Origin of the sequence: Leptospira langatensis (assembly GCF_004770615.1) — a bacterium.
Lineage (GTDB): Bacteria > Spirochaetota > Leptospiria > Leptospirales > Leptospiraceae > Leptospira_B > Leptospira_B langatensis.
In genome coordinates this window covers 135,627-153,429 of the sequence record NZ_RQER01000011.1, presented here as the reverse complement: position 1 = coordinate 153,429, position 17,803 = coordinate 135,627, and the positions used below count along the sequence as shown (strand labels likewise).

At 45.7% G+C, this 17,803-nt stretch carries 18 protein-coding genes; 8 read left to right on the top strand and 10 right to left on the bottom strand.

Annotated elements, in window-relative coordinates; all coding sequences use genetic code 11:
* The first annotated feature begins 77 nt into the window (after positions 1-77).
* Together EHO57_RS16815 and EHO57_RS16810 are read left to right on the top strand one after the other, a co-directional pair.
* Positions 78-1,067: an HpcH/HpaI aldolase/citrate lyase family protein gene (locus tag EHO57_RS16815; RefSeq protein WP_100769980.1), complete on the top strand. Its 990-nt coding sequence runs from the start codon at positions 78-80 to the stop codon at positions 1,065-1,067.
* 122 nt (positions 1,068-1,189) lie between these two features.
* Positions 1,190-1,633 (top strand): hypothetical protein, encoded by a 444-nt coding sequence (locus EHO57_RS16810; protein WP_135642015.1) that lies wholly within the window; start codon positions 1,190-1,192, stop codon positions 1,631-1,633.
* A 35-nt stretch (positions 1,634-1,668) separates the two neighbouring features.
* Here the strand turns inward: EHO57_RS16810 and EHO57_RS16805 are convergent, their stop codons facing one another.
* Entirely contained in the window at positions 1,669-2,106 is a 438-nt protein-coding gene (locus EHO57_RS16805; RefSeq protein ID WP_135642013.1) for an LIC11177 family protein, read from the bottom strand.
* Positions 2,107-2,244: 138 nt separating this feature from the next.
* Positions 2,245-3,264 (bottom strand): rhomboid family intramembrane serine protease, encoded by a 1,020-nt coding sequence (locus tag EHO57_RS16800; RefSeq protein WP_135642011.1) that lies wholly within the window; start codon positions 3,262-3,264, stop codon positions 2,245-2,247.
* A 162-nt stretch (positions 3,265-3,426) separates the two neighbouring features.
* Between EHO57_RS16800 and mtnA the strand changes: the two genes are divergently transcribed.
* Positions 3,427-4,506, top strand: coding sequence for an S-methyl-5-thioribose-1-phosphate isomerase (gene mtnA, locus EHO57_RS16795; RefSeq protein ID WP_135642009.1), 1,080 nt, complete (start codon positions 3,427-3,429; stop codon positions 4,504-4,506).
* Between the two features lies 1 nt (position 4,507).
* Here mtnA and EHO57_RS16790 read toward each other — a convergent pair whose 3' ends face one another.
* The 4 genes from EHO57_RS16790 to EHO57_RS16775 form a co-directional block, all read right to left on the bottom strand.
* Positions 4,508-5,998, bottom strand: a complete 1,491-nt coding sequence (locus tag EHO57_RS16790) for a DUF342 domain-containing protein (protein ID WP_135643254.1) — start codon at positions 5,996-5,998, stop codon at positions 4,508-4,510.
* A gap of 251 nt (positions 5,999-6,249) precedes the next feature.
* Positions 6,250-7,275: an alpha/beta hydrolase family protein gene (locus tag EHO57_RS16785; protein ID WP_135642007.1), complete on the bottom strand. Its 1,026-nt coding sequence runs from the start codon at positions 7,273-7,275 to the stop codon at positions 6,250-6,252.
* Positions 7,276-7,327: 52 nt separating this feature from the next.
* Positions 7,328-7,840 (bottom strand): chemotaxis protein CheX, encoded by a 513-nt coding sequence (locus EHO57_RS16780; protein WP_135642005.1) that lies wholly within the window; start codon positions 7,838-7,840, stop codon positions 7,328-7,330.
* Positions 7,831-8,970 (bottom strand): hypothetical protein, encoded by a 1,140-nt coding sequence (locus EHO57_RS16775; protein WP_135642003.1) that lies wholly within the window; start codon positions 8,968-8,970, stop codon positions 7,831-7,833. Before EHO57_RS16775 ends, EHO57_RS16780 begins: the two co-directional genes overlap by 10 nt.
* Before the next feature lie 67 nt (positions 8,971-9,037).
* On the opposite strand from EHO57_RS16775, the gene EHO57_RS16770 reads away from it, so the two are divergent.
* Positions 9,038-9,781, top strand: coding sequence for a class I SAM-dependent DNA methyltransferase (locus tag EHO57_RS16770; protein WP_135642001.1), 744 nt, complete (start codon positions 9,038-9,040; stop codon positions 9,779-9,781).
* 72 nt (positions 9,782-9,853) lie between these two features.
* Positions 9,854-11,272 carry a dihydrolipoyl dehydrogenase gene (gene lpdA, locus EHO57_RS16765; protein ID WP_135641999.1) on the top strand — a complete coding sequence of 473 codons (1,419 nt, stop codon included), beginning with the start codon at positions 9,854-9,856 and terminating at the stop codon, positions 11,270-11,272.
* On the opposite strand, the gene perRB is transcribed toward lpdA, so the two are convergent.
* Positions 11,273-11,725 (bottom strand): peroxide-responsive transcriptional repressor PerRB, encoded by a 453-nt coding sequence (gene perRB / locus EHO57_RS16760; protein WP_135641997.1) that lies wholly within the window; start codon positions 11,723-11,725, stop codon positions 11,273-11,275.
* Between the two features lie 228 nt (positions 11,726-11,953).
* On the opposite strand from perRB, the gene EHO57_RS16755 reads away from it, so the two are divergent.
* The gene (locus tag EHO57_RS16755) at positions 11,954-13,429 is read left to right on the top strand and encodes a sodium:proton antiporter (protein ID WP_135643232.1); all 1,476 of its coding nucleotides are present in this window, start codon (positions 11,954-11,956) and stop codon (positions 13,427-13,429) included.
* Between the two features lie 35 nt (positions 13,430-13,464).
* Here the strand turns inward: EHO57_RS16755 and EHO57_RS16750 are convergent, their stop codons facing one another.
* Positions 13,465-14,472 carry a hypothetical protein gene (locus EHO57_RS16750; protein ID WP_425460801.1) on the bottom strand — a complete coding sequence of 336 codons (1,008 nt, stop codon included), beginning with the start codon at positions 14,470-14,472 and terminating at the stop codon, positions 13,465-13,467.
* A complete protein-coding gene (locus EHO57_RS16745; protein ID WP_016544611.1) occupies positions 14,453-15,067 on the bottom strand; it encodes a helix-turn-helix domain-containing protein in 615 nt (204 codons plus the stop codon). The genes EHO57_RS16750 and EHO57_RS16745 overlap by 20 nt, the downstream gene beginning before the upstream one ends.
* A gap of 96 nt (positions 15,068-15,163) precedes the next feature.
* Between EHO57_RS16745 and EHO57_RS16740 the strand changes: the two genes are divergently transcribed.
* Both EHO57_RS16740 and EHO57_RS16735 read left to right on the top strand, forming a co-directional pair.
* Positions 15,164-15,877, top strand: a complete 714-nt coding sequence (locus EHO57_RS16740) for an RluA family pseudouridine synthase (RefSeq protein WP_135641995.1) — start codon at positions 15,164-15,166, stop codon at positions 15,875-15,877.
* A 30-nt stretch (positions 15,878-15,907) separates the two neighbouring features.
* Positions 15,908-16,750 (top strand): SDR family oxidoreductase, encoded by an 843-nt coding sequence (locus EHO57_RS16735; protein WP_135641993.1) that lies wholly within the window; start codon positions 15,908-15,910, stop codon positions 16,748-16,750.
* 224 nt (positions 16,751-16,974) lie between these two features.
* Here EHO57_RS16735 and EHO57_RS16730 read toward each other — a convergent pair whose 3' ends face one another.
* On the bottom strand, positions 16,975-17,799 hold the full coding sequence (locus tag EHO57_RS16730; protein WP_135641991.1) for an HAD family hydrolase: 825 nt from the start codon (positions 17,797-17,799) through the stop codon (positions 16,975-16,977).
* Between the last annotated feature and the right edge of the window lie 4 nt (positions 17,800-17,803).

The following is a 17,803-nucleotide window of genomic DNA, read 5'->3' as shown; positions in this document are numbered from 1 at the left end:
GGGAAGGCCTTTCCCTAAAACCCTGTTCTGAGACAGCCGAGCATGGCTAAAAACCGCAAAAACTGAAAGGTACTTGTATGTCCAAATTGCCCCATCCTAAGGATGCATTATTCGAAGGAGAAAAACCCTTCCCCATTATTCCAGCCTGCGAGCATTTTGCCGGATCGGAAAAACTAATCACTAAAGCACTCGAATTGCAAAACAAACTCGGCGGTCTATTCGACATCACCATGGACTGCGAGGACGGGGCTCAAACCGGAAAAGAGAAAGAACATGCGGAGATGATCGTTCGCATCCAAAACTCTGAGCTGAACAAGCATAATATGAGCGGTGTTCGTATTCATGACTACACCAACTCTTTCTGGAAACAAGACGTAGATATTATCGTTCCAGGTGCAGGAAACAAGATCGCATACATCACTATTCCTAAGCCTACAAAAGCTTCCCAAGTGGAAGAAATGATCACTTATATCCAAGGCGCTGCGAAGAAGGCAGGGATCACTAGAGAGATCCCGATCCACGTTCTAATCGAGACTCACGGAGCTCTCGCAGATGTGGACAAGATCGCAGCACTTCCTTGGATGCAAGTTGTGGATTTCGGTCTGATGGACTTCATTTCAGGACACCACGGAGCAATCCCTGCTTCTTGCATGAAGAGCCCAGGTCAGTTCGATCATGAGTTATTAAGAAGAGCGAAAGCTTCTTGCGTAGCTGCCGCTCTGGCTCACGGAGTGATCCCAGCTCACAACGTAACCTTGGACCTGAAAAACCAGTACCAAACTTACAAAGACGCGAAGAGAGCTCACGACGAGTTCGGATTCCTTCGTATGTGGTCCATCTATCCAACTCAGATCCAAGCGATCTTGGACGCAATGGCACCTGACTATAGCGAAGTACAAACTTCTGCTGCGATCCTTGTAAAAGCGCAAGACGCAGAATGGGGACCGATCCAACACGATGGAGATCTTCACGACAGAGCGACTTATCGTTATTTCTGGGAAGTTCTTCAAAAGGCGAAACTTACCGGTATCGCAATTCCGGAAGAAGCTGCAAAAAGATTCTTCTGATCCTAAATTCAGGATCGAAAACGAAAAAGCCGCAGAGTTTCACTGCGGCTTTTTTATTTCCTTTCTGAGAGAGCCGATCCAGTATGACCGCTATTCAAAAAAGAAGGATAGTATAACTTATCATGCTCCCAAAAGTTCTTATTCTCGTTTTTTTGATCTGCTCCTATTGTAGGGACGTCGGGATAGACACAAGCGACGTTACTCGAGCAAACGATGCTTATCGAAAAGTTATCAATTCTTTCATGATCAAATTCGCGATATGCACCGCTCAAGGGAATCAGTATGCCACGACCGCAGGTGCACCAGGTATCGGAGCCTGTAGCGGGGATGCTATGGATTACAATAAAGGAATGTTTGTTTGGACGAAATCCTTAGACTCCTGCCTTCATCTGATAAATCTTTCTCTCTGCCCGAGAAGCGGGGAGAACTTCGATGCTTGGACCGGTTTTATCCTATCGGCCTGCGATTTTAGAGAAGCTTATTTTATAAACGACTATAAGCCGTTACAAGGCAAAATCCTGGGAATTCCTGGTGGCTTAATGGAATTGAGTACGAATTGTCTGTAACCCGCATATAGCGACGAAAGCTGCAGAGCCGTCAGCTATTTATGGAACTTCTCGTTCAGTTTACCAATAAGCTCGAGCAAACTTCTTTCTAGATAGTCCCAACCCTTCTTGTTCATCGGTTCCAAAGGCATCTTTTTCTGGAGTTGTTTGAAGCGATCGAAGGATTCTCTGGCAAAATCCAAGAATCTCCTGGGAGTGATCCCCAATCTATCGAACTGACCTTCATTCCTATTGAATAATTCGGCGACCTTGTCTCTATACTCGCCTTCTAAAAAATAATACCGTAAATCGACCAGAGCCTCATCGATCGCTTTGTAGATCTTGCTGCCTGGTCCGTCGTCCTTCTTAGGATCCGTATCTTTCTTTTCCGATCCTATAACCCGTGCCGCTTTTGCCTTCTCGTCTAGTGCAACTTTGAGTAGTTTTTCCCGCATTAGTACGTCGGGAAGAACCGTTTTCTTTTTCTCTGCCAATGTTACCGAGTTCCCCAAAGGAATTAAGTCCGAAGTTCCGAACGAAACCTATTCTAAGGACGCATAAAATTTATGTCCAGAAATTTCCGTTCTATTGTTGTTATATAGAAGATAGACGTCCCAAAGACGGAAATACTTTCAAAGTTCCGGATGGCTTTGCTTTAATTTTCTGAGTTCGCAGTTCTGAAGCCATTCGCAGCGCAAACAAAACATATCCTCAGGATTATAATCCGATGGAGGACATAGGTTCGCGTCCTTAGATTGTAGGGGAGCCAAAATGTTCTCCTTCTCCCGAGCATCGGAGATCCCGTATAGCTTGCTCAATAATTCCCTATTGTTCCGTATCTGTGCTTCGAAAGGATCTCCTGTCTTCTGCTGGGGCTTAGGCTCTTCTGAAATTTCTTTCTCTTCCCAGCGTCGGACGAAGAGAGGAGATTTTCCTTCTCCCCAGATCTTTCTGAGGCCGAGTAGACTGACTAGACCAAATACTGCCCCGCCCAAGTGTCCGGAATTACTCATCATCCCGAAAATACTTTGGGATGTTCCCCCTGTCTTATAGAATTGAAGAAGGGAATAGGAATCGAATGCGAACCCGATTCCGATCAAAAGCCAAGGAGCGTATTTAGCTCTCACTGGAGGGAATGCAAATCTTGCCTCCGGGAATAAGATACTGAACGCAGCCAGGACCCCAAAGACACCGCCGCTCGCTCCCACTGTGGAAGAATGATAACTGTCCCAAATAGAGTGTTCCGGAACAAGCCCGCTCTTCCAGCCTATATAAGAAAAAAGGACTACGAAGATCCCTCCTCCTAGTTGGGAGAGTAGATAGATGCCCAGGAATTTCCAAGCACCTATATACCGACAGACCCAGAATCCCACCGTGTAAAGACCGAACATATTCATCCCTATATGCATGAGAGAAGAAAATAAGTCCTCTCCAACTACGTGAAGAAAGCCGTACGTAAATACCTGCCAGTACATCCCCTTTTCTACCACGAGACTGGGATTCAGGCCAAAGTAATAGGTGATGATCCCTCTGCCGCCTTCCAACATAAGAAGGACCCAGACGAAAATATTGAAGAGTAGGATTAAGTTTAAGGGATGGATCAGTGAGAACCCGAAAAGCTTCGGACCTGTGATCGGATTTCTCTTTGCCATTATGTAAGGATTAAAGGAACTGGTATCCTAGTCAAGTAGGCAAAGCCGGGGCGGGAATGGCCCCGGTTCGTCCTCATCCCCAGGGAGTTGGGTGATGATTTCAATCACATTCTAATCATCGTAGAATCGATAGGCCTGCTTTAGCCTGAGGGAGTAAAAAAAATGAAAAAAGAGAATCTGCGCCCTATTTTCTGGGAACGAGAAAATTTAAGGCTCTTGGACCAGAGGCAGATCCCAGGCAAGAAGGAATGGTTTGTCGCAAAGAATGCGGAGGATGCGATCTTTGCCATCCGAGAAATGGTGGTGAGAGGCGCTCCCGCAATCGCGATCACAGGTCTTTTCGGAGCGGTCTTGGAATTCGGAAAATTCCCATCGAAACCTAGTTATGCGGAATTGCAAAACGTATTCACTAAGATCATCGAGTCCCGTCCAACAGCAGTGAATCTAAGAAGAGCCTTCGAGGAACTGAGCCAGAAAATTCCGGCCGATACATACGATTCTCTTTCTTGGAAAACATTCCAAGAAGAAGCGGAAGCCTTCGCGATCTCCGTCTACGAAGAAGATCTTCGAAATAATCTGAATCTGGGAAAGAACGGTGTGAGTTTATTTCCTTCTTCTCCTTCCAAATTAAGGATCATCACTCATTGCAATACGGGTGCTTTAGCTACCGCAGGACATGGGACCGCTCTTGGTGTGATCCGTTCCTTGAAAGAAGTGGGGCATGATCTAACCGTATATGCGGATGAAACTCGTCCTTATCTGCAAGGTGCGAGACTTACCGCTTGGGAACTGTTAGAGGAAGAGATCCCCAGTTTTCTGATCACGGATAGCATGGCCGGTTGGGTCATGGCCTCCGAGAAAATAGATGCGGTCATCGTGGGTGTGGACCGTGTGGCAGCTAACGGGGATTCTGCGAACAAGATAGGGACTTATCCTCTGGCGGTTTTAGCAAAATATCATGGAGTCCCCTTCTATATCGCCGCAACCGAAAAGAGTTTCGATTTCAAGATCCCGAGCGGTTCCCATATTCCGATAGAGATGAGGACCCAGGACGAGGTCACCCGATTGAACTTCTTAAAAAAAGAAGACGGTCAACCTATCTTAGAAGAAGGAGTGATCGCACCAAAAGGTGTAAAGGCTCTGAATCCTTCCTTTGATGTGACCCCTGCGAGTTTGATCACCGCTTTCATCACGGAGAAAGGGATCGTCAAACCGCAAGATATAGCCAAGATATTCGGCTAAACTATTTCTGGGGTTTGATGGCAACCATGGCTGCCTTATCCTGGCCGGGTTGGAATCTCATCATGAAGGCAGACTGGAATTTATCTACCTTCTCAATCTGTCTTCTATACTTGACTACGCTTCCTTTGAAGGCACCTTTACGAACAACTAGTTGCACTTCTCCAGGATTGAAGCGAGAAGACTTGAGGACTTCAATCTTTTGTTTCACCAGTTCGATGAACTTATTCTTCTGGTTGTATTCTTCGAAGATCTTTCTATAGCCTTCTTTCTTATCGTCAGGGATCTGCCCCCTGGATCTTTGCACCATTTGTTTGATCTGTTGCACTCTAGGAAGGATCTTTTCCATTTCCTTTTCGGCAACTTGCAGACGCTTGGTCAGATCCTCGAAGGCTCTTTCATTCCTAAAATGAAATCCTAGCTCAACCACAGTATCTAGCTCTGCCTGAGAGCCGAGGCTTGCGCAGGTCAGCCCCATATAAGCGATCACGCTCGAAGAGACTAAGTTCCCGCTGGACCCGTTCAGGATCACATTGCCCAAGCAATGGATCTTGGAATTCAGGATAAATCCCTCAACGACCACGTCCCCATCGACTTCCAACTCTGCGTTTTCGATGAATTTTGCGTAAAGGTGTCCGCTGATCTTAATGGCCGTTTTAGAGTCCCCTTTGATCCCTCCGGTGACTTCTAAGTCTCTTCCGATCGTAAGATCCGAAGTCTCTACATTTCCTTTAACGATCAGGCTTCCCTGGGTCTTAATGGAAGTAGCAGGTTCCACGTCTCCTTTTACTAAAACGTTTCCGTCATAGTTAATATTCCCAGTACCGATCCCAACATTGGAATCGATCTGCAATTCTTGGGAGACAGTGATAGAAGTTTCCGTGGAGAAGATGGCACCGTTGCAGGTTGCGAAATACTCGATAAGAGGTTTGTTATCTAAAACCAGGCCTTTTTCCTGTACGTTCTTTCCGATCGTAATTTTTGGTCTTTTGATCGGCGGAGGAGCGATCGGTTTTCCGAAAACATCCATACCAGGTTTGCCAGGGATGCCTTCGAAAAGAGTGGAGAGCTTTTCTCCTGCTTTTACATAGATATAACGATCAATATTCCTATAATCCGCGTGCCCATTCTCATCTATCTTGACCCGTTGTGCTTGAGGATGATAGAACTTGACCCAACCGTCTTCGCCTCTTGTAGGAGGAAAACCTTCGGCCACGCGTGCGGAAACCGGCGAAAAATCCATTTTCGAAGTGGATGTCTGGAGTTGCTTGAGGCTTTGGTAGATATTGTCCCCAATAATCCTCTCTTGGGAAATATCCTTGTTATGAAGGTATTCTAGAATAACACTAGTAGAGAGAGCACGTCCCTTGATCATGCCGGGACGGATCGTCAAGTCCGCAGATAAGCCGTCCATGCTTATCTTGAGACCGAATACGCTGTCCCAACTTGTTTCCTGATCTGACACACCCGGGGTCTGTTCTGTACTCACAACCATACTACCAGGCCAACAATTCAGACTTTGGATTTCTCCGCATTTTTTTGTTTGGAGCACATCCCTTTCCTAAAAGCTTTAGCTCTTAGGAAATAATAATTTGAATTGGCTGGTTATTCCTTTTTCGCGTTTTCAATACCTGTCCTCACTATATCCTCTTGTTCCAATTATACAAGGGCCTATGGGCCAAAAAAAGACAAAGGAGGCCTATATCTAAGGACGGAATATTTCCTAAAAATATAACGTAAAGAATATTAGAGTCCGGTTTTTTTTAGAAAAAACCCCCAAACAGCCGCTAGCTTCGGGATCTCCCCTAGTTGCGTATAGAAGGGCAAATGGTCCCCATGGGTGATCAACCTGGACTTCAAAAAGATGGAATCTATGTAGGATCTCCTGCCTAACGCCTCATAGAGGGATTCCGATTCTGTCGGAGAGATCACCGGATCGTCGAAACCATGCAGTAGGGAGATGGGAGCCTTCCAATCTTCCAAGAAATTGCAGGGGGAATTCTCTCGGATAAAATCCTTGGGTAGGACCTTAAGAATAGAACTCGCTAAACTTTCCCGAAAGGAAGCATCCGACCGAATAGAAGCGGCAAATTCCTTCTCCGCTTTTCCTAATGTTTGAAATACCTCGGGCCCCTTTTCAGAAGGACCAGTTCTTTGCAGCCCATTGTCTAACGCAGTCTGATAATAGAATTCTTCTAAACTTTTTAGCTCCGGACGGATCTTAGAGATATAATTGTAGAGAACAATATGGACCGCATATGGATCCAGATCGTAGTTCGAAAGAATAAAGGGAAGCGTTTGGCTAAAATCGGAATATGTTCCTACAAGAAGGACCGAATCCAAGAACTCCTGTTGTTTCTTTCCAGCCAGAGCCACCATTCCCATTCCGGCGGAGAAACTTGCCGAGAGAAAGGAAATAGACCTTCCTTCTCTTTTGGAAAAGAAATCGAACAACGCTCGAATATTTCCCACGGTCTCGGAGGCGATCCTGAGTCCTTTCACTTCCGGAAGTTCAGGAAGGAACACCTGCAATCCGCTGTTTCTCAAATGAGTGGCGAGGGTAAGTATCCTAGGATCGTCGATCCCTCTCGCACTCATCCCGTGTTGCAGGTATACAGAAGGCGAGTTCGGAGCCGCAGGAAAGATCTTGAGACGGAACTTGGGAAAACCGGTAAGAGATACCTCTTCTTCCAGGACCTCCGAAGGAGGGGAAGAGATCATATCGGCGTATTTGAGAAGAAAGGGAAAGCCTTGTACTACGTAGCCTAACATCAGGAGCGCAAACGAGTCTCTCTTTTCCCCTTCTTTTTTCCAGCTTTTTATATTAATATTTTTGCATCAGAAGAATGAGATAGATGCGACCCAGATACTCTTTTGCGTCTTGGTCCTTTAAAAAATAGATAAGAATGTACTGTCTATGATGCTCCAGATCGACCGGAACCAATTTATTGTTCAGATTTTCGGGAGGAAGAATATCCATTTGGAATCTTCCCAATTTCATTTCGGTAATCAGTTCCGCACAGATCTGGTTTGCGAACTCCAGCATAATGGAAGCTGCGTGGCTTCGAATGGTAGGATCTATATGAAAGGAACGAGCGATCTTAGGAAGGAGTTTGAGCTTAGTATATCCGTCCATCGCTAAAAAAAGTTTTCCGGTCGCCTCTCCCTCGAAAGAAACGGAGGTACAATTCTCATAGCAAAGCCCCTCGTTCTTGGAAGGACCGAACGCCTCTCGCACGGCCTGCACTCCCAAGTTTTTCTCCAAGAACTCCGGAAAGATCTGAGAGATCGTGAGAATGAATTTTTCGTCGAGAAGAGGATCTATATTTAAAGACATACGAAACGATTCGGTCCTTCTTCTTTAGAAGAATGTAATGCTTTTTTAGCCCGGGATTCCCATTCGGAGTCTCCCTTTCGGATCCTGATAGAAGCTCCCACATTCAATTCGACCCTATCCGGACCTAAGAATTCCATAAGGCCGGAAAGGGATTCCTGAAATCTCATCCAATCGCCGGGAGCAAGGATTGCTGCCACTCGATTTTTGCGGATCCTAGACAAAGGAGAACGACCTTCCATTCTGCTTGTCCACCAACGTCCGAAACTTTTGAGATCCATTACAAGATTTCCGACGGATCCGAATTCCAATAATACAAGTATCTTTGGATCTTCTCCTTCTGATCTTTCTTCTTCCAGATTTTGGGAGAAGAAGGAGTACGATCCCCATCCTGTCTCTTCGTCCTGAGACTCTCCTGCAAGTATCAGCTGCTCTATCAGTTTATCCAGCCGCAAGCCCATCTCCGAGCTTCCTAAGGAAGAAGCTTCGTTCGAGATCAGTCTCACTTCTCCCAAAGGAGAGGATTCCCATTCCAATTTCCAAAGCACGGTCCCGGGAAGGATCTCGGATCCTTCTCTCGTTTCGGAAGGGAATACTAGAATGCTTCCCGTTTTACTCGCAACCGTTTCTAGTTTGGATCTGGTATTGTACAATAAGACTTCCCAGGTTTCCTTCGGAGAAGAAGGAATAGAATCCAAAAAGGTTTTGATGGCTTCATAGGTCTTCCCGCCGATCGGAAAATAGAATCTATGGCAGAGAAAGTCCTGGGCTTCTTCATATGTTCTCATTTGTGGAGAACTTGCAAGAGGATCGAAAGAGGATCCGACTAGGGCGTGTTCGTCCTTCTCCCGTAATTGTACATTCCTTACTTCAACTTGAGACTGATCTTTTGGTTCGGAGTGAATCCCTTCTTCTTGCTCGGTATCAGAAGAAGGAGATCCTACAGCCTCTTCTTCTGATGCTGCTTCTTCTTTTCTATCGATCTGAGTGTGGACCACATAACCGAAAAGAGACAGAAGAGTAAAAGAGATCCCACCTAGAGCCAAAACTTCTCCGTCTATCCAAACGGAAAAGGAAGCGGAGCCGAAGGGAAAATGACCGATACTGGGAAAAAAAGCGGCGAAAAATTGCATTTTAAAGGACTCCGTTCCGTTACTATATGTAACGGGCTTTTAAGCACTTAGCTCAAACGATTTTTCTATGAAACTCTACTCCGAACTGGCAGAATACTACTTCGATATAGAAAAGAATGCGAGAAAATTCGAATTGGAAACCCAGTTCATAGATCGCTTATTTCGCAAACATAGGGTTCGCAATATTTTGGATATGGGCTGTGGAACGGGAGAACATGTGACCCATTTCCAAGGATTGGGATATAAATCCAAAGGAGTGGACTCTTCTTCCAGAATGATAGAGGTGGCGCAGAAGAGATATTCTCATTGCAAGTTCGAAGTCGGAGCAATGCAGAACTATAAGTCCAAGGAAAAATGGGACGCAATCATCAGTCTATTCGGTTCTTTTAATTATCTATTATCCAATGAAGAAGTGGAAGCGGCTCTTAAGAATCTGGAGCAGAATTTAAAACCTGCGGGCATTGCCGTCTTGGAAGTTTGGAACGCAGAACCTCTTCGTAGGATCAAAAGAAAGGCGATCGGCCCGGTCTCTCAGCTCAAGACCAAGGTTGCCACTATTCAGAGAAACAGGGGATTTCGTCTAGTCAGAGCGGATCAATCCACAGTCGTAGAAGTAAATTATATTTATAATATGAATTCCAGAGAGATCAAGGACAAGCATCTGATGAGAGCCTATTTTCTCGCGGAATTCCAGAGAATGATCGCAAAGCATAGGATGGAGATCCTACACGTATACTCCAATTACAGCGAGATCAAATTCAAGAGCAATGCCGGAAGAATGATCGTCGTCCTAAAAAAGAAAAGCTCCTGATTTCTTTCGATTTCTGAAAATTTCTTCCCAGGTTCCAAACTAGAATGCAGAATTGCCATCCGGAGGAAGTAGATGGCAGAGAAGTACGACGTGACCGTAATTGGCGGAGGCCCCGGTGGATATGTGGCCGCAATCCGAGCCTCTCAACTCGGATTGAACGTTTGTCTAGTTGAAAAAGAAAAACTAGGCGGGGTCTGCTTGAACTGGGGTTGTATTCCCACCAAAGCTCTTCTCGAATCCGCTCACCTCTTAGAATCCATTCGTAAATCCGAAACCTTCGGCCTAAAAGTATCCGGAGTAGATCCGGACTTTCCAGGGATCGTAAAACGTTCTAGAGGAGTTGCGGATACTATGTCCAACGGAGTCGACTTCCTCATGAAGAAGAATAAGATCTCCGTGAAGAAAGGAAGCGCCGTCTTCAAAGACAAGAATACGATCTGGCTTCCGGATACTTCCAAAGAAGAGATCCAATCCGAATATTTCATCATCGCAACGGGAGCAAGACCGAGGGATCTTCCCGGACTTCCGTTCGACGGGGAAAAGGTTCTCTCTAGCAAACACGCAATGATCCAAGAGGCTCCTCCCAAGACGCTCGCAATCATAGGTGCCGGAGCGATCGGTATAGAATTCGCGGACTTCTATTCCAGCATGGGAACCGAAGTGAGCATTATTGAAATGCAAGATCGCATCCTTCCATTAGAAGATCCTGAAATATCCAATCTACTCAATCGCTCTTTCATAAAAAGAGGAATCCAGATACTTACAAGCGTGGGAGTCTCCGAACCAAAATCGGAATCGGATGGGGTCACTCTTCTTCTCAAAGGAGAAGGAATTGCAAAAGAAGGAGAGAAAAGAAAATTCTCCAAGGTGCTCGTGGCGATCGGAGTTGCTCCGAATACCGAAGATATGCATTTAGAAGAGATAGGTGTGTTCCTACAAAGAGGATTCGTAAAGGTTGATACCAAATTCAAGAGCAAGGTAGAGAATATCTACGCGATCGGGGACTGTATTGGCGCTCCCCTACTCGCTCATGTGGCTTCTTCGGAAGGGATCAAGGCAGCAGAAGCGATCTCCATCCAAAAAGGGAATCCTCACTCTCTCGTATACGAACCCATGGACTATCAAAAGATCCCTGCTTGCACGTACTGTCATCCCGAAGTAGCCTCCGTTGGTCTGAAAGAAGAAGAAGCTAAGAAAGCCGGCATAGATGTCTCCATCGGAAAATTCCCGTTTAGGGCCAATGGTAGAGCGCAAGCACTGGGAGAAGTGGAAGGAATGGTCAAGTTAGTCGCAGATCGTAAGACAGGAGAGATCCTAGGCGCTCATATGATCGGACCGAATGTGACCGAAATACTTGGAGAGATCAATCTGGGAATGGGATCGGAACTTACCTTAAAAGAGATCGCAGGAAGGATACATGCTCACCCAACGCTTGCGGAATCCGTAATGGAAGCCGCAGCACAGGCATTAGGCGAAGCGATCAATATCTGATTAGACTAGCTCGGAAGAGACTTCGTCCAAGGTACCGGAGAATAGGATATCCATCTTATTCACTTTAAACTCCTTAGGAAGCTTAGAGTCTATGGTAAGCAAGGAATGGTCCAGATCGTGGAACTTTCCTGTCTGTTCATCGAAGAAATGGTAATGATCTTCTATATTGCTATCAAAAACGGATTTGCCCAAGCAAGAGAATTTGAACTCTCTTAAAAGCCCCGCAGATACAAGAACGTTCAGTGTATTGTATACGGTAGCTAGGCTCATCTTCAAGGAGCGGCTATCTACCCATTCCTTGACCTCTTCGGCCGTAGGATGATCCGCTTCGCAGAGAACGTACTGGCAAATGGAAATCCTTTGCATGGTAGGCTGGATAGAAACAGATTTCAGACGATTCTCTATCTCATCCGGAGTTAAACAAGAATGCTTTTGATTACCTAAAACAGCCATATTGGGTCGTACGAGTTTTATGCCTCTAAATATCTGACGGTCCGGACCCTCCGAATATAAAGCAAAAACTCTAGTGGAGGCGATTTCCTAATGAGATCCTAGATGAGGGAAGGATTTCTGCAATCCAAAAAAAGAAGTTTAAAAATCCCCGAAAACTAGGGTTTTTCCTTTGAAACCTATTCGAAGGTCTATAACCTGACGAAAAATCTTCGCAAAAGACCGAGAATGATGAGAAACAAATTTTTTACTACAATACTCCTTCTCTCCATGGTCCTTTCCGTTTCCGTTTGGGCGGAATCGGGGACCTCTCCCTCTGCAAATTCCCTAGCACAGTCAGAAAGTGGATCCGGACACGGAAGCGACCACTCCGGAGCCGGAGAGTCTGCTCACGGAGTCCAAGGAGACGATCTCCCAGTTTGGTCGGTGATCCCATTCGCTCTGATCCTGCTCAGCATTGCGCTTCTTCCTTTGGTTTCTCATACTACTGCAGAATGGTGGGAGAGCAATAATAACAAGCTTCTTCTAGCATTGGCGCTAGGCGGAGTTTCCTTCGGGATCCTGATGGCCCATAACTGGGGAGGAAAGATCTTCCATACGATGGTATTCGATTATATTCCGTTTATCATCTTGCTCGCCGCTCTCTTCTATATTTCCGGAGGGATCGTTCTAAAGGGGGATATCGAAGCTACTCCTATCAATAATACGATCTTCTTGATCGTCGGAACCTTCCTCGCTTCCTTTATCGGAACGACAGGGGCCTCGATGCTTCTCATCCGTCCTTTATTAAAGACCAACTCCGAAAGAAAACACGTGGTCCACACGGTGATCTTCTTTATATTCTTGGTTTCTAATATAGGCGGTTCCTTGACCCCACTCGGTGATCCTCCTCTTTTCTTAGGGTATCTACAAGGGGTTCCTTTCACTTGGACTTTTAGCCTCCTACCTGAAATGCTTATCGCTTCCGGATTGCTTCTTGTGATCTATTTTATCTGGGACACAGTAATGCACGGAAAAGAAACCAAAAAGGACCTGCGCTATGATCATAGCCATAGACAGGCTCTAGGTTTGGAAGGACAGATCAACCTGATCTGGCTTTTAGGAGTCATTCTTTCTGTGGCATTCTTGAACCAAAACTATATCCCTGCGATCAAGGAGTATCCCTTCTTAGCGTTCATTCGCGAGGCGGTTCTCATCGGACTCATCGCTTTGTCTAAGGTTACTTCCGACATAAAACTGAGAGAAAAGAACAAATTCACTCTGCATCCGATCCAAGAGGTTGCGTATCTATTCATAGGTATCTTCCTTACAATGATCCCTGCACTTCTACTTCTGGAACATCACGGAAAAGAATTGGGGATCACTCAAAAATGGCAATTCTTCTGGGTAACCGGTGGATTCTCAGGAGTATTGGATAATGCTCCTACCTACTTGACCTTCTTGTCTTTGGCAAAGGGTTTATTAGGATTTTCTGATGTAACCCAGATCCTGGCAGATCCATTCGGAGAGCAATTATTAAAGGCGATCTCCTGCGGAGCGGTGTTTATGGGAGCCTTGACTTATATCGGAAATGCACCTAACTTCATGGTGAAATCGGTCGCTGAAGAGAATAAGATCAAGATGCCAAGCTTCGGAGGGTACGTTGTATATTCCTTCCTATTGCTGATCCCTACCTTCTTACTTCTCACAGGGATCTTCTTCCTATAAGATCCTGCCCAACCTCGCTTCCAAAAGAAGCGAGGTTATTTCTCTTCTTTTGGGATAAATACTACGGAATGAAGTGTGCGAGTTCCTGGAGTCCCATCTTCCGTTAATCTCTGCGTATATAAGACTTCTGCCTTCGTATCCTTAGCCGGTTTATACATTACGATCTGATTCACCCAATCATAAACGGATAAGGAATAGTCGATCACACTCAACGCGATCTGCACCGGCAGGATCCGAGCCCGAGAAAGAGGCTTCATTTCCGTTTCTTTGGGAACGGCTAACCATTTATAGATCCGAGCGGAACGTCCAATATTCTTAATATTATCCCATTCTAGGCTTTTGTCGGGAAGATTCGCCTCTACCTGTTTGAAATTCACTCGTACCGGGATCTTCTTCTCCTTAGATTCCTTAATCGCAGTGGATAATTGAAGATCGAACGTATCCTCGTCCAAATATTCTATCTCATTGCAGGAAGAAAAAACGGTCTCACAAATATCTCCGTACCTTTTATGCACGAAGAAGATGAGCTGGATATTTCCATTGCCTGGATGATACAAAACCTTCGCGTTATAATCGCCGCTGCGTCTGAAATAGATGCCCCGGTAGATCCTCTTGAATACAGACCAACCCACAAAGCCTACATCCTTTAGAACAGGTACATCAGGAGGGAAAAGATCTCTAACAGCAATATGCAGTTTTTCGATCGCTACCCTTCCATCTCTTTTAGAAATTTCTAATAGAAAATCCCGAAGATCCTCGAGTTCGTCGTCTGAAAGTTTTAAGGATTTGCCGGAAGTATCTACAAGAACCTTGCCGGCCCCTTCTTGCATGAGCCTCTTGATCTCGGACTTGCCTCCCTTGGAGTTCAGTTCATCCAAGGAAAAACGAAAGCAGTCCTCCGGATGGCAGGAAATCTGTTCTTCGTATCGATCCACTCCGAAGTAGCCGGAGGCGGGAACCTGGGTCTCCGCTCCGAGTCCGAAATGGATCGATGATAAAAAGAAGATAAGGAATACGGAAAGCTTAGGAAGCCTCGTCCGTATATTCCATGACAAGATACATGAGAGTCTCTGTATCCGTAGGGTTGATGTATTCGTGGGGAACATCCGCTCTGAAATAAACAGAATCCTTTGCATCCAGTTCTACCACCTTGTCCCCTACTCTGAGGCGTAATTTACCTTGGACCACTACTAGGTTCTCAGTAGTTCCTGCCTTGTGAGGCTCGGCAACTTCTATACCACCCGGCTTTAGGATCAGTTCGTAGAATTCTACTCTTCTTCCTCCGATGAAAGGAAAGAGAGCTCGGCTCGAATATACTTTGGAACTGGAATATAATACCTTCGTATTCTCCGCTTTAAGAAGAAAAACTCCTTCGGTCCCTTTTTCCTTGAGAAGCTCGCTGAAAGGAACGTTCAGACCCGTTGCGATCTTCCACAGGACCGCAATTGTAGGAACACTCTTGCCCTGCTCGATCTGAGAAAGCATGGCCCGGCTCACTCCACAGCGGGAAGCCAGTTTGTCCAAAGAGAGTCCTTTAGTATGGCGAATTAATTTTAGGTTTTCTTTGACGACTTCTGTTATATGTTCGCTGGAGATGAGTTCCTTTCCGTCCAGCTCTTCGGCATCTGCCTGTTTCATACCTGATTCATCCAATATAACGGAAGAAGTGTCAATCCAATTTCAAGAATTTCAGAAGATGGATGAGAGTTGTGCGCTCTTTTCCTTGAGGATACAATGAGCCAGATTCCTCCTCGCTGGGAAACTCCTAAGTCTCCGATCCAAAAGCATTATGAGAAGGGGTTCCTACTCGTAGTAGAAAAGCCTCCGGGGATTCCCTCCCAAGCAACCTTCGATCCAAACCGGCCCAATCTGGAAGATCTACTTCGGATCCAGGAGAAGCGACCGAATCTTCGTCTTCTCCATAGATTGGATCGGGATACGAGCGGACTCTTGCTCGCATGCATCGACCCGGCCAAGAATAAGGAAGCGGATGCGATCCTTGCCGATTCGGAGAAGACGTATCTCTGTATTGCGAAAGGAGTTCCTTCTCGAAAAGAATTCAGAGTGGAATGCTTCTTAAAAGACGGCAAGGGAAGAGTGAGTTCCGTTCGTTCCGGTGGAAAAAAGGCTATCACCGATTTTACGGTCCTTTCTTCCAATCCGGAAAAAGGGATTTCTATACTCGCCGCTAAGCTCGTTACAGGAAGAAGGCACCAGATCCGATTTCATCTTTCCATGGAAGGAACTCCTATCCTAGGAGATGAGACCTACGGAGAAAACAAACAGGAGAAGAAGGAGTTAGTTCCAAAGCCAAACCGTTTTCTATTGCATTCCTATCTTCTAAAATTCAAAAACGAGTTCGGAGAAGAAATCCGAATCGTATCCGAACCTCCTAAAGATTTCGAACCCTACTTACGCTTTTTTTCTGGCCTGAGATTCCCTGAATGAGTATTCTGGATCCCTCTCCAGGAGAAAAAAATGAGCGAATCCATCGCATTGATCGTAGGCGGGTCCGGAGCGGCAGGACAAAGTGCTATAGAAGCCTTTCAAGATTTCGGTAAAGAAAGCGGAAAAAAATGGAAGATCATCGCAACTACTTCCGGAGAGGGAGAAGTTGCCGGAGCAGACGAAACCATCCATTCCGTAAAGCTGGAAGATCCTAAATTAGCGATCGAGAATATTCAAAAAGCATTAAAAACCAAAGGTCCAATCGATGTTCTAATCTATACTCCTGCCAGAGGGAATTTAGGCTACCCGGTCTCCGAAACGCCCGACGAGGATATAGTCGCTACGGCAAAGTTTTGCCTGGATCCGATGTTGGAATTGGAAAAGGCTCTCTCTCCCCGGATCACAGTGGGATACTCAGCCTATTATTATCTTCCCCATCTACTGACGTTTTACGGTTCGCTCGCGTTCATCAAAAAGAAAATGGAAGAATGGGCCTTGCAAAGACCGGATTCCCGCAAGATCATCCGCGCCGGAACATTCTTTAGCCAGAGCGTAAGAGGAATCACTCTTATTCTGCAAAGGCTCGCAAAAACTTCCACGAATGCAGATCTACAAAAACTCATGGAGGAACAGAAGGCTTCCGGAAAGAAATTCGGGGACTTCTTTATAGATTATATACAAGATAGAGAGAACTCCAGCTTCAAAAAGAATTTTCCGAATGTGCCTTACCGGATCACGGAGCCTAAAGATCTAAAGAATGCATTGCTTAAGATCCTAAAAGGAGAGAAGGCACCGATCGTTTCTCTCGTAGGAGATTGGGTTTGGACGGAAAATACGTTACCCGAAATGCCGGACTATTTGAAGGCAAGGTAAGAGTTCCCACAGAAAAAAGTTCGATGAATTTTCTGGTTGAGGAAATGAGATTTTTGTGATATAGAGGCCCGAGCTTCTCCCACTGAGGACCCACCTCCACCACCCGATGAGGGTGGGGGCCGCCTTCCTTGAAACGGGATGCACCTTACCTGATTCGATTCGAACCCTACGGGAATCTCGCTCCCTATGGGTCGCTCGATTGGGCAAGGGCCGCCCTCGTTCAACTAAAGAGGGATCTCGATCGTCTTCCAGCCTCCGATCGGCTGGATGAAACTTCCTACAGGTGGGATCTTATTCTTCCCACGATCAAAAAAGATCCCCTTCTGCTTCACATTCTGCAAGAGAGGAAAATCGTTTTCCGTGTCCCCAAAAGCAATATCGTATTCCTTATTCCCATTTGCGAGGCGAAGGAAATGCACCTTCCCCATTCCATAGGTAAATGGTTCCTGGAGATCGGAACTTAGGATCCCATTCTTCTCGATCAGCCTCATTCCTAAGACATTTTGCCTTGGGATCCCCCAAAGTTCGGAGACCTCTTGGATCACTTCTTTTGGAGAAGCGGTAGCGATCCAAAGTTCTGAACCGAACTCCCTAAGTTTTTTGATGAATTCAAACAGAGGCAGATAAGGTCTCACCACTTCTTTTAGGAGTTCCTTCTGATGAGCCTGCCAAACAAGACGAGCGGTCTCTCTTAATTCTTCGGAAGATCTTCCGGAAAAGATCCAAGTAGACCAACGATAAGCGGCTTCCAATCCTTGGGTCTCTATCTTTGCCTCATAATATTTCCAGACCTCCTCCATAAAGGAAGAAGGATCCGTCTTACGGAGAATATTCATCTTCTCAGCGATAGAAGATTCCGGAAAGAAGGGAGAAATGTCCTGGATCCATGGAAGACCTTTCAGGAGAAGATCGCAAAAGACAGCTTCTCCGAAATCTCCTTGGACTAGAGTATTATCAAAATCGAATACGGCACTTATAGGTTTGCCTTGGACCAAGATCCCTTCTAAAAAAGAAAAGATCTCAGGTTTCCAGTCGGAAGATTGCAACAAGGGA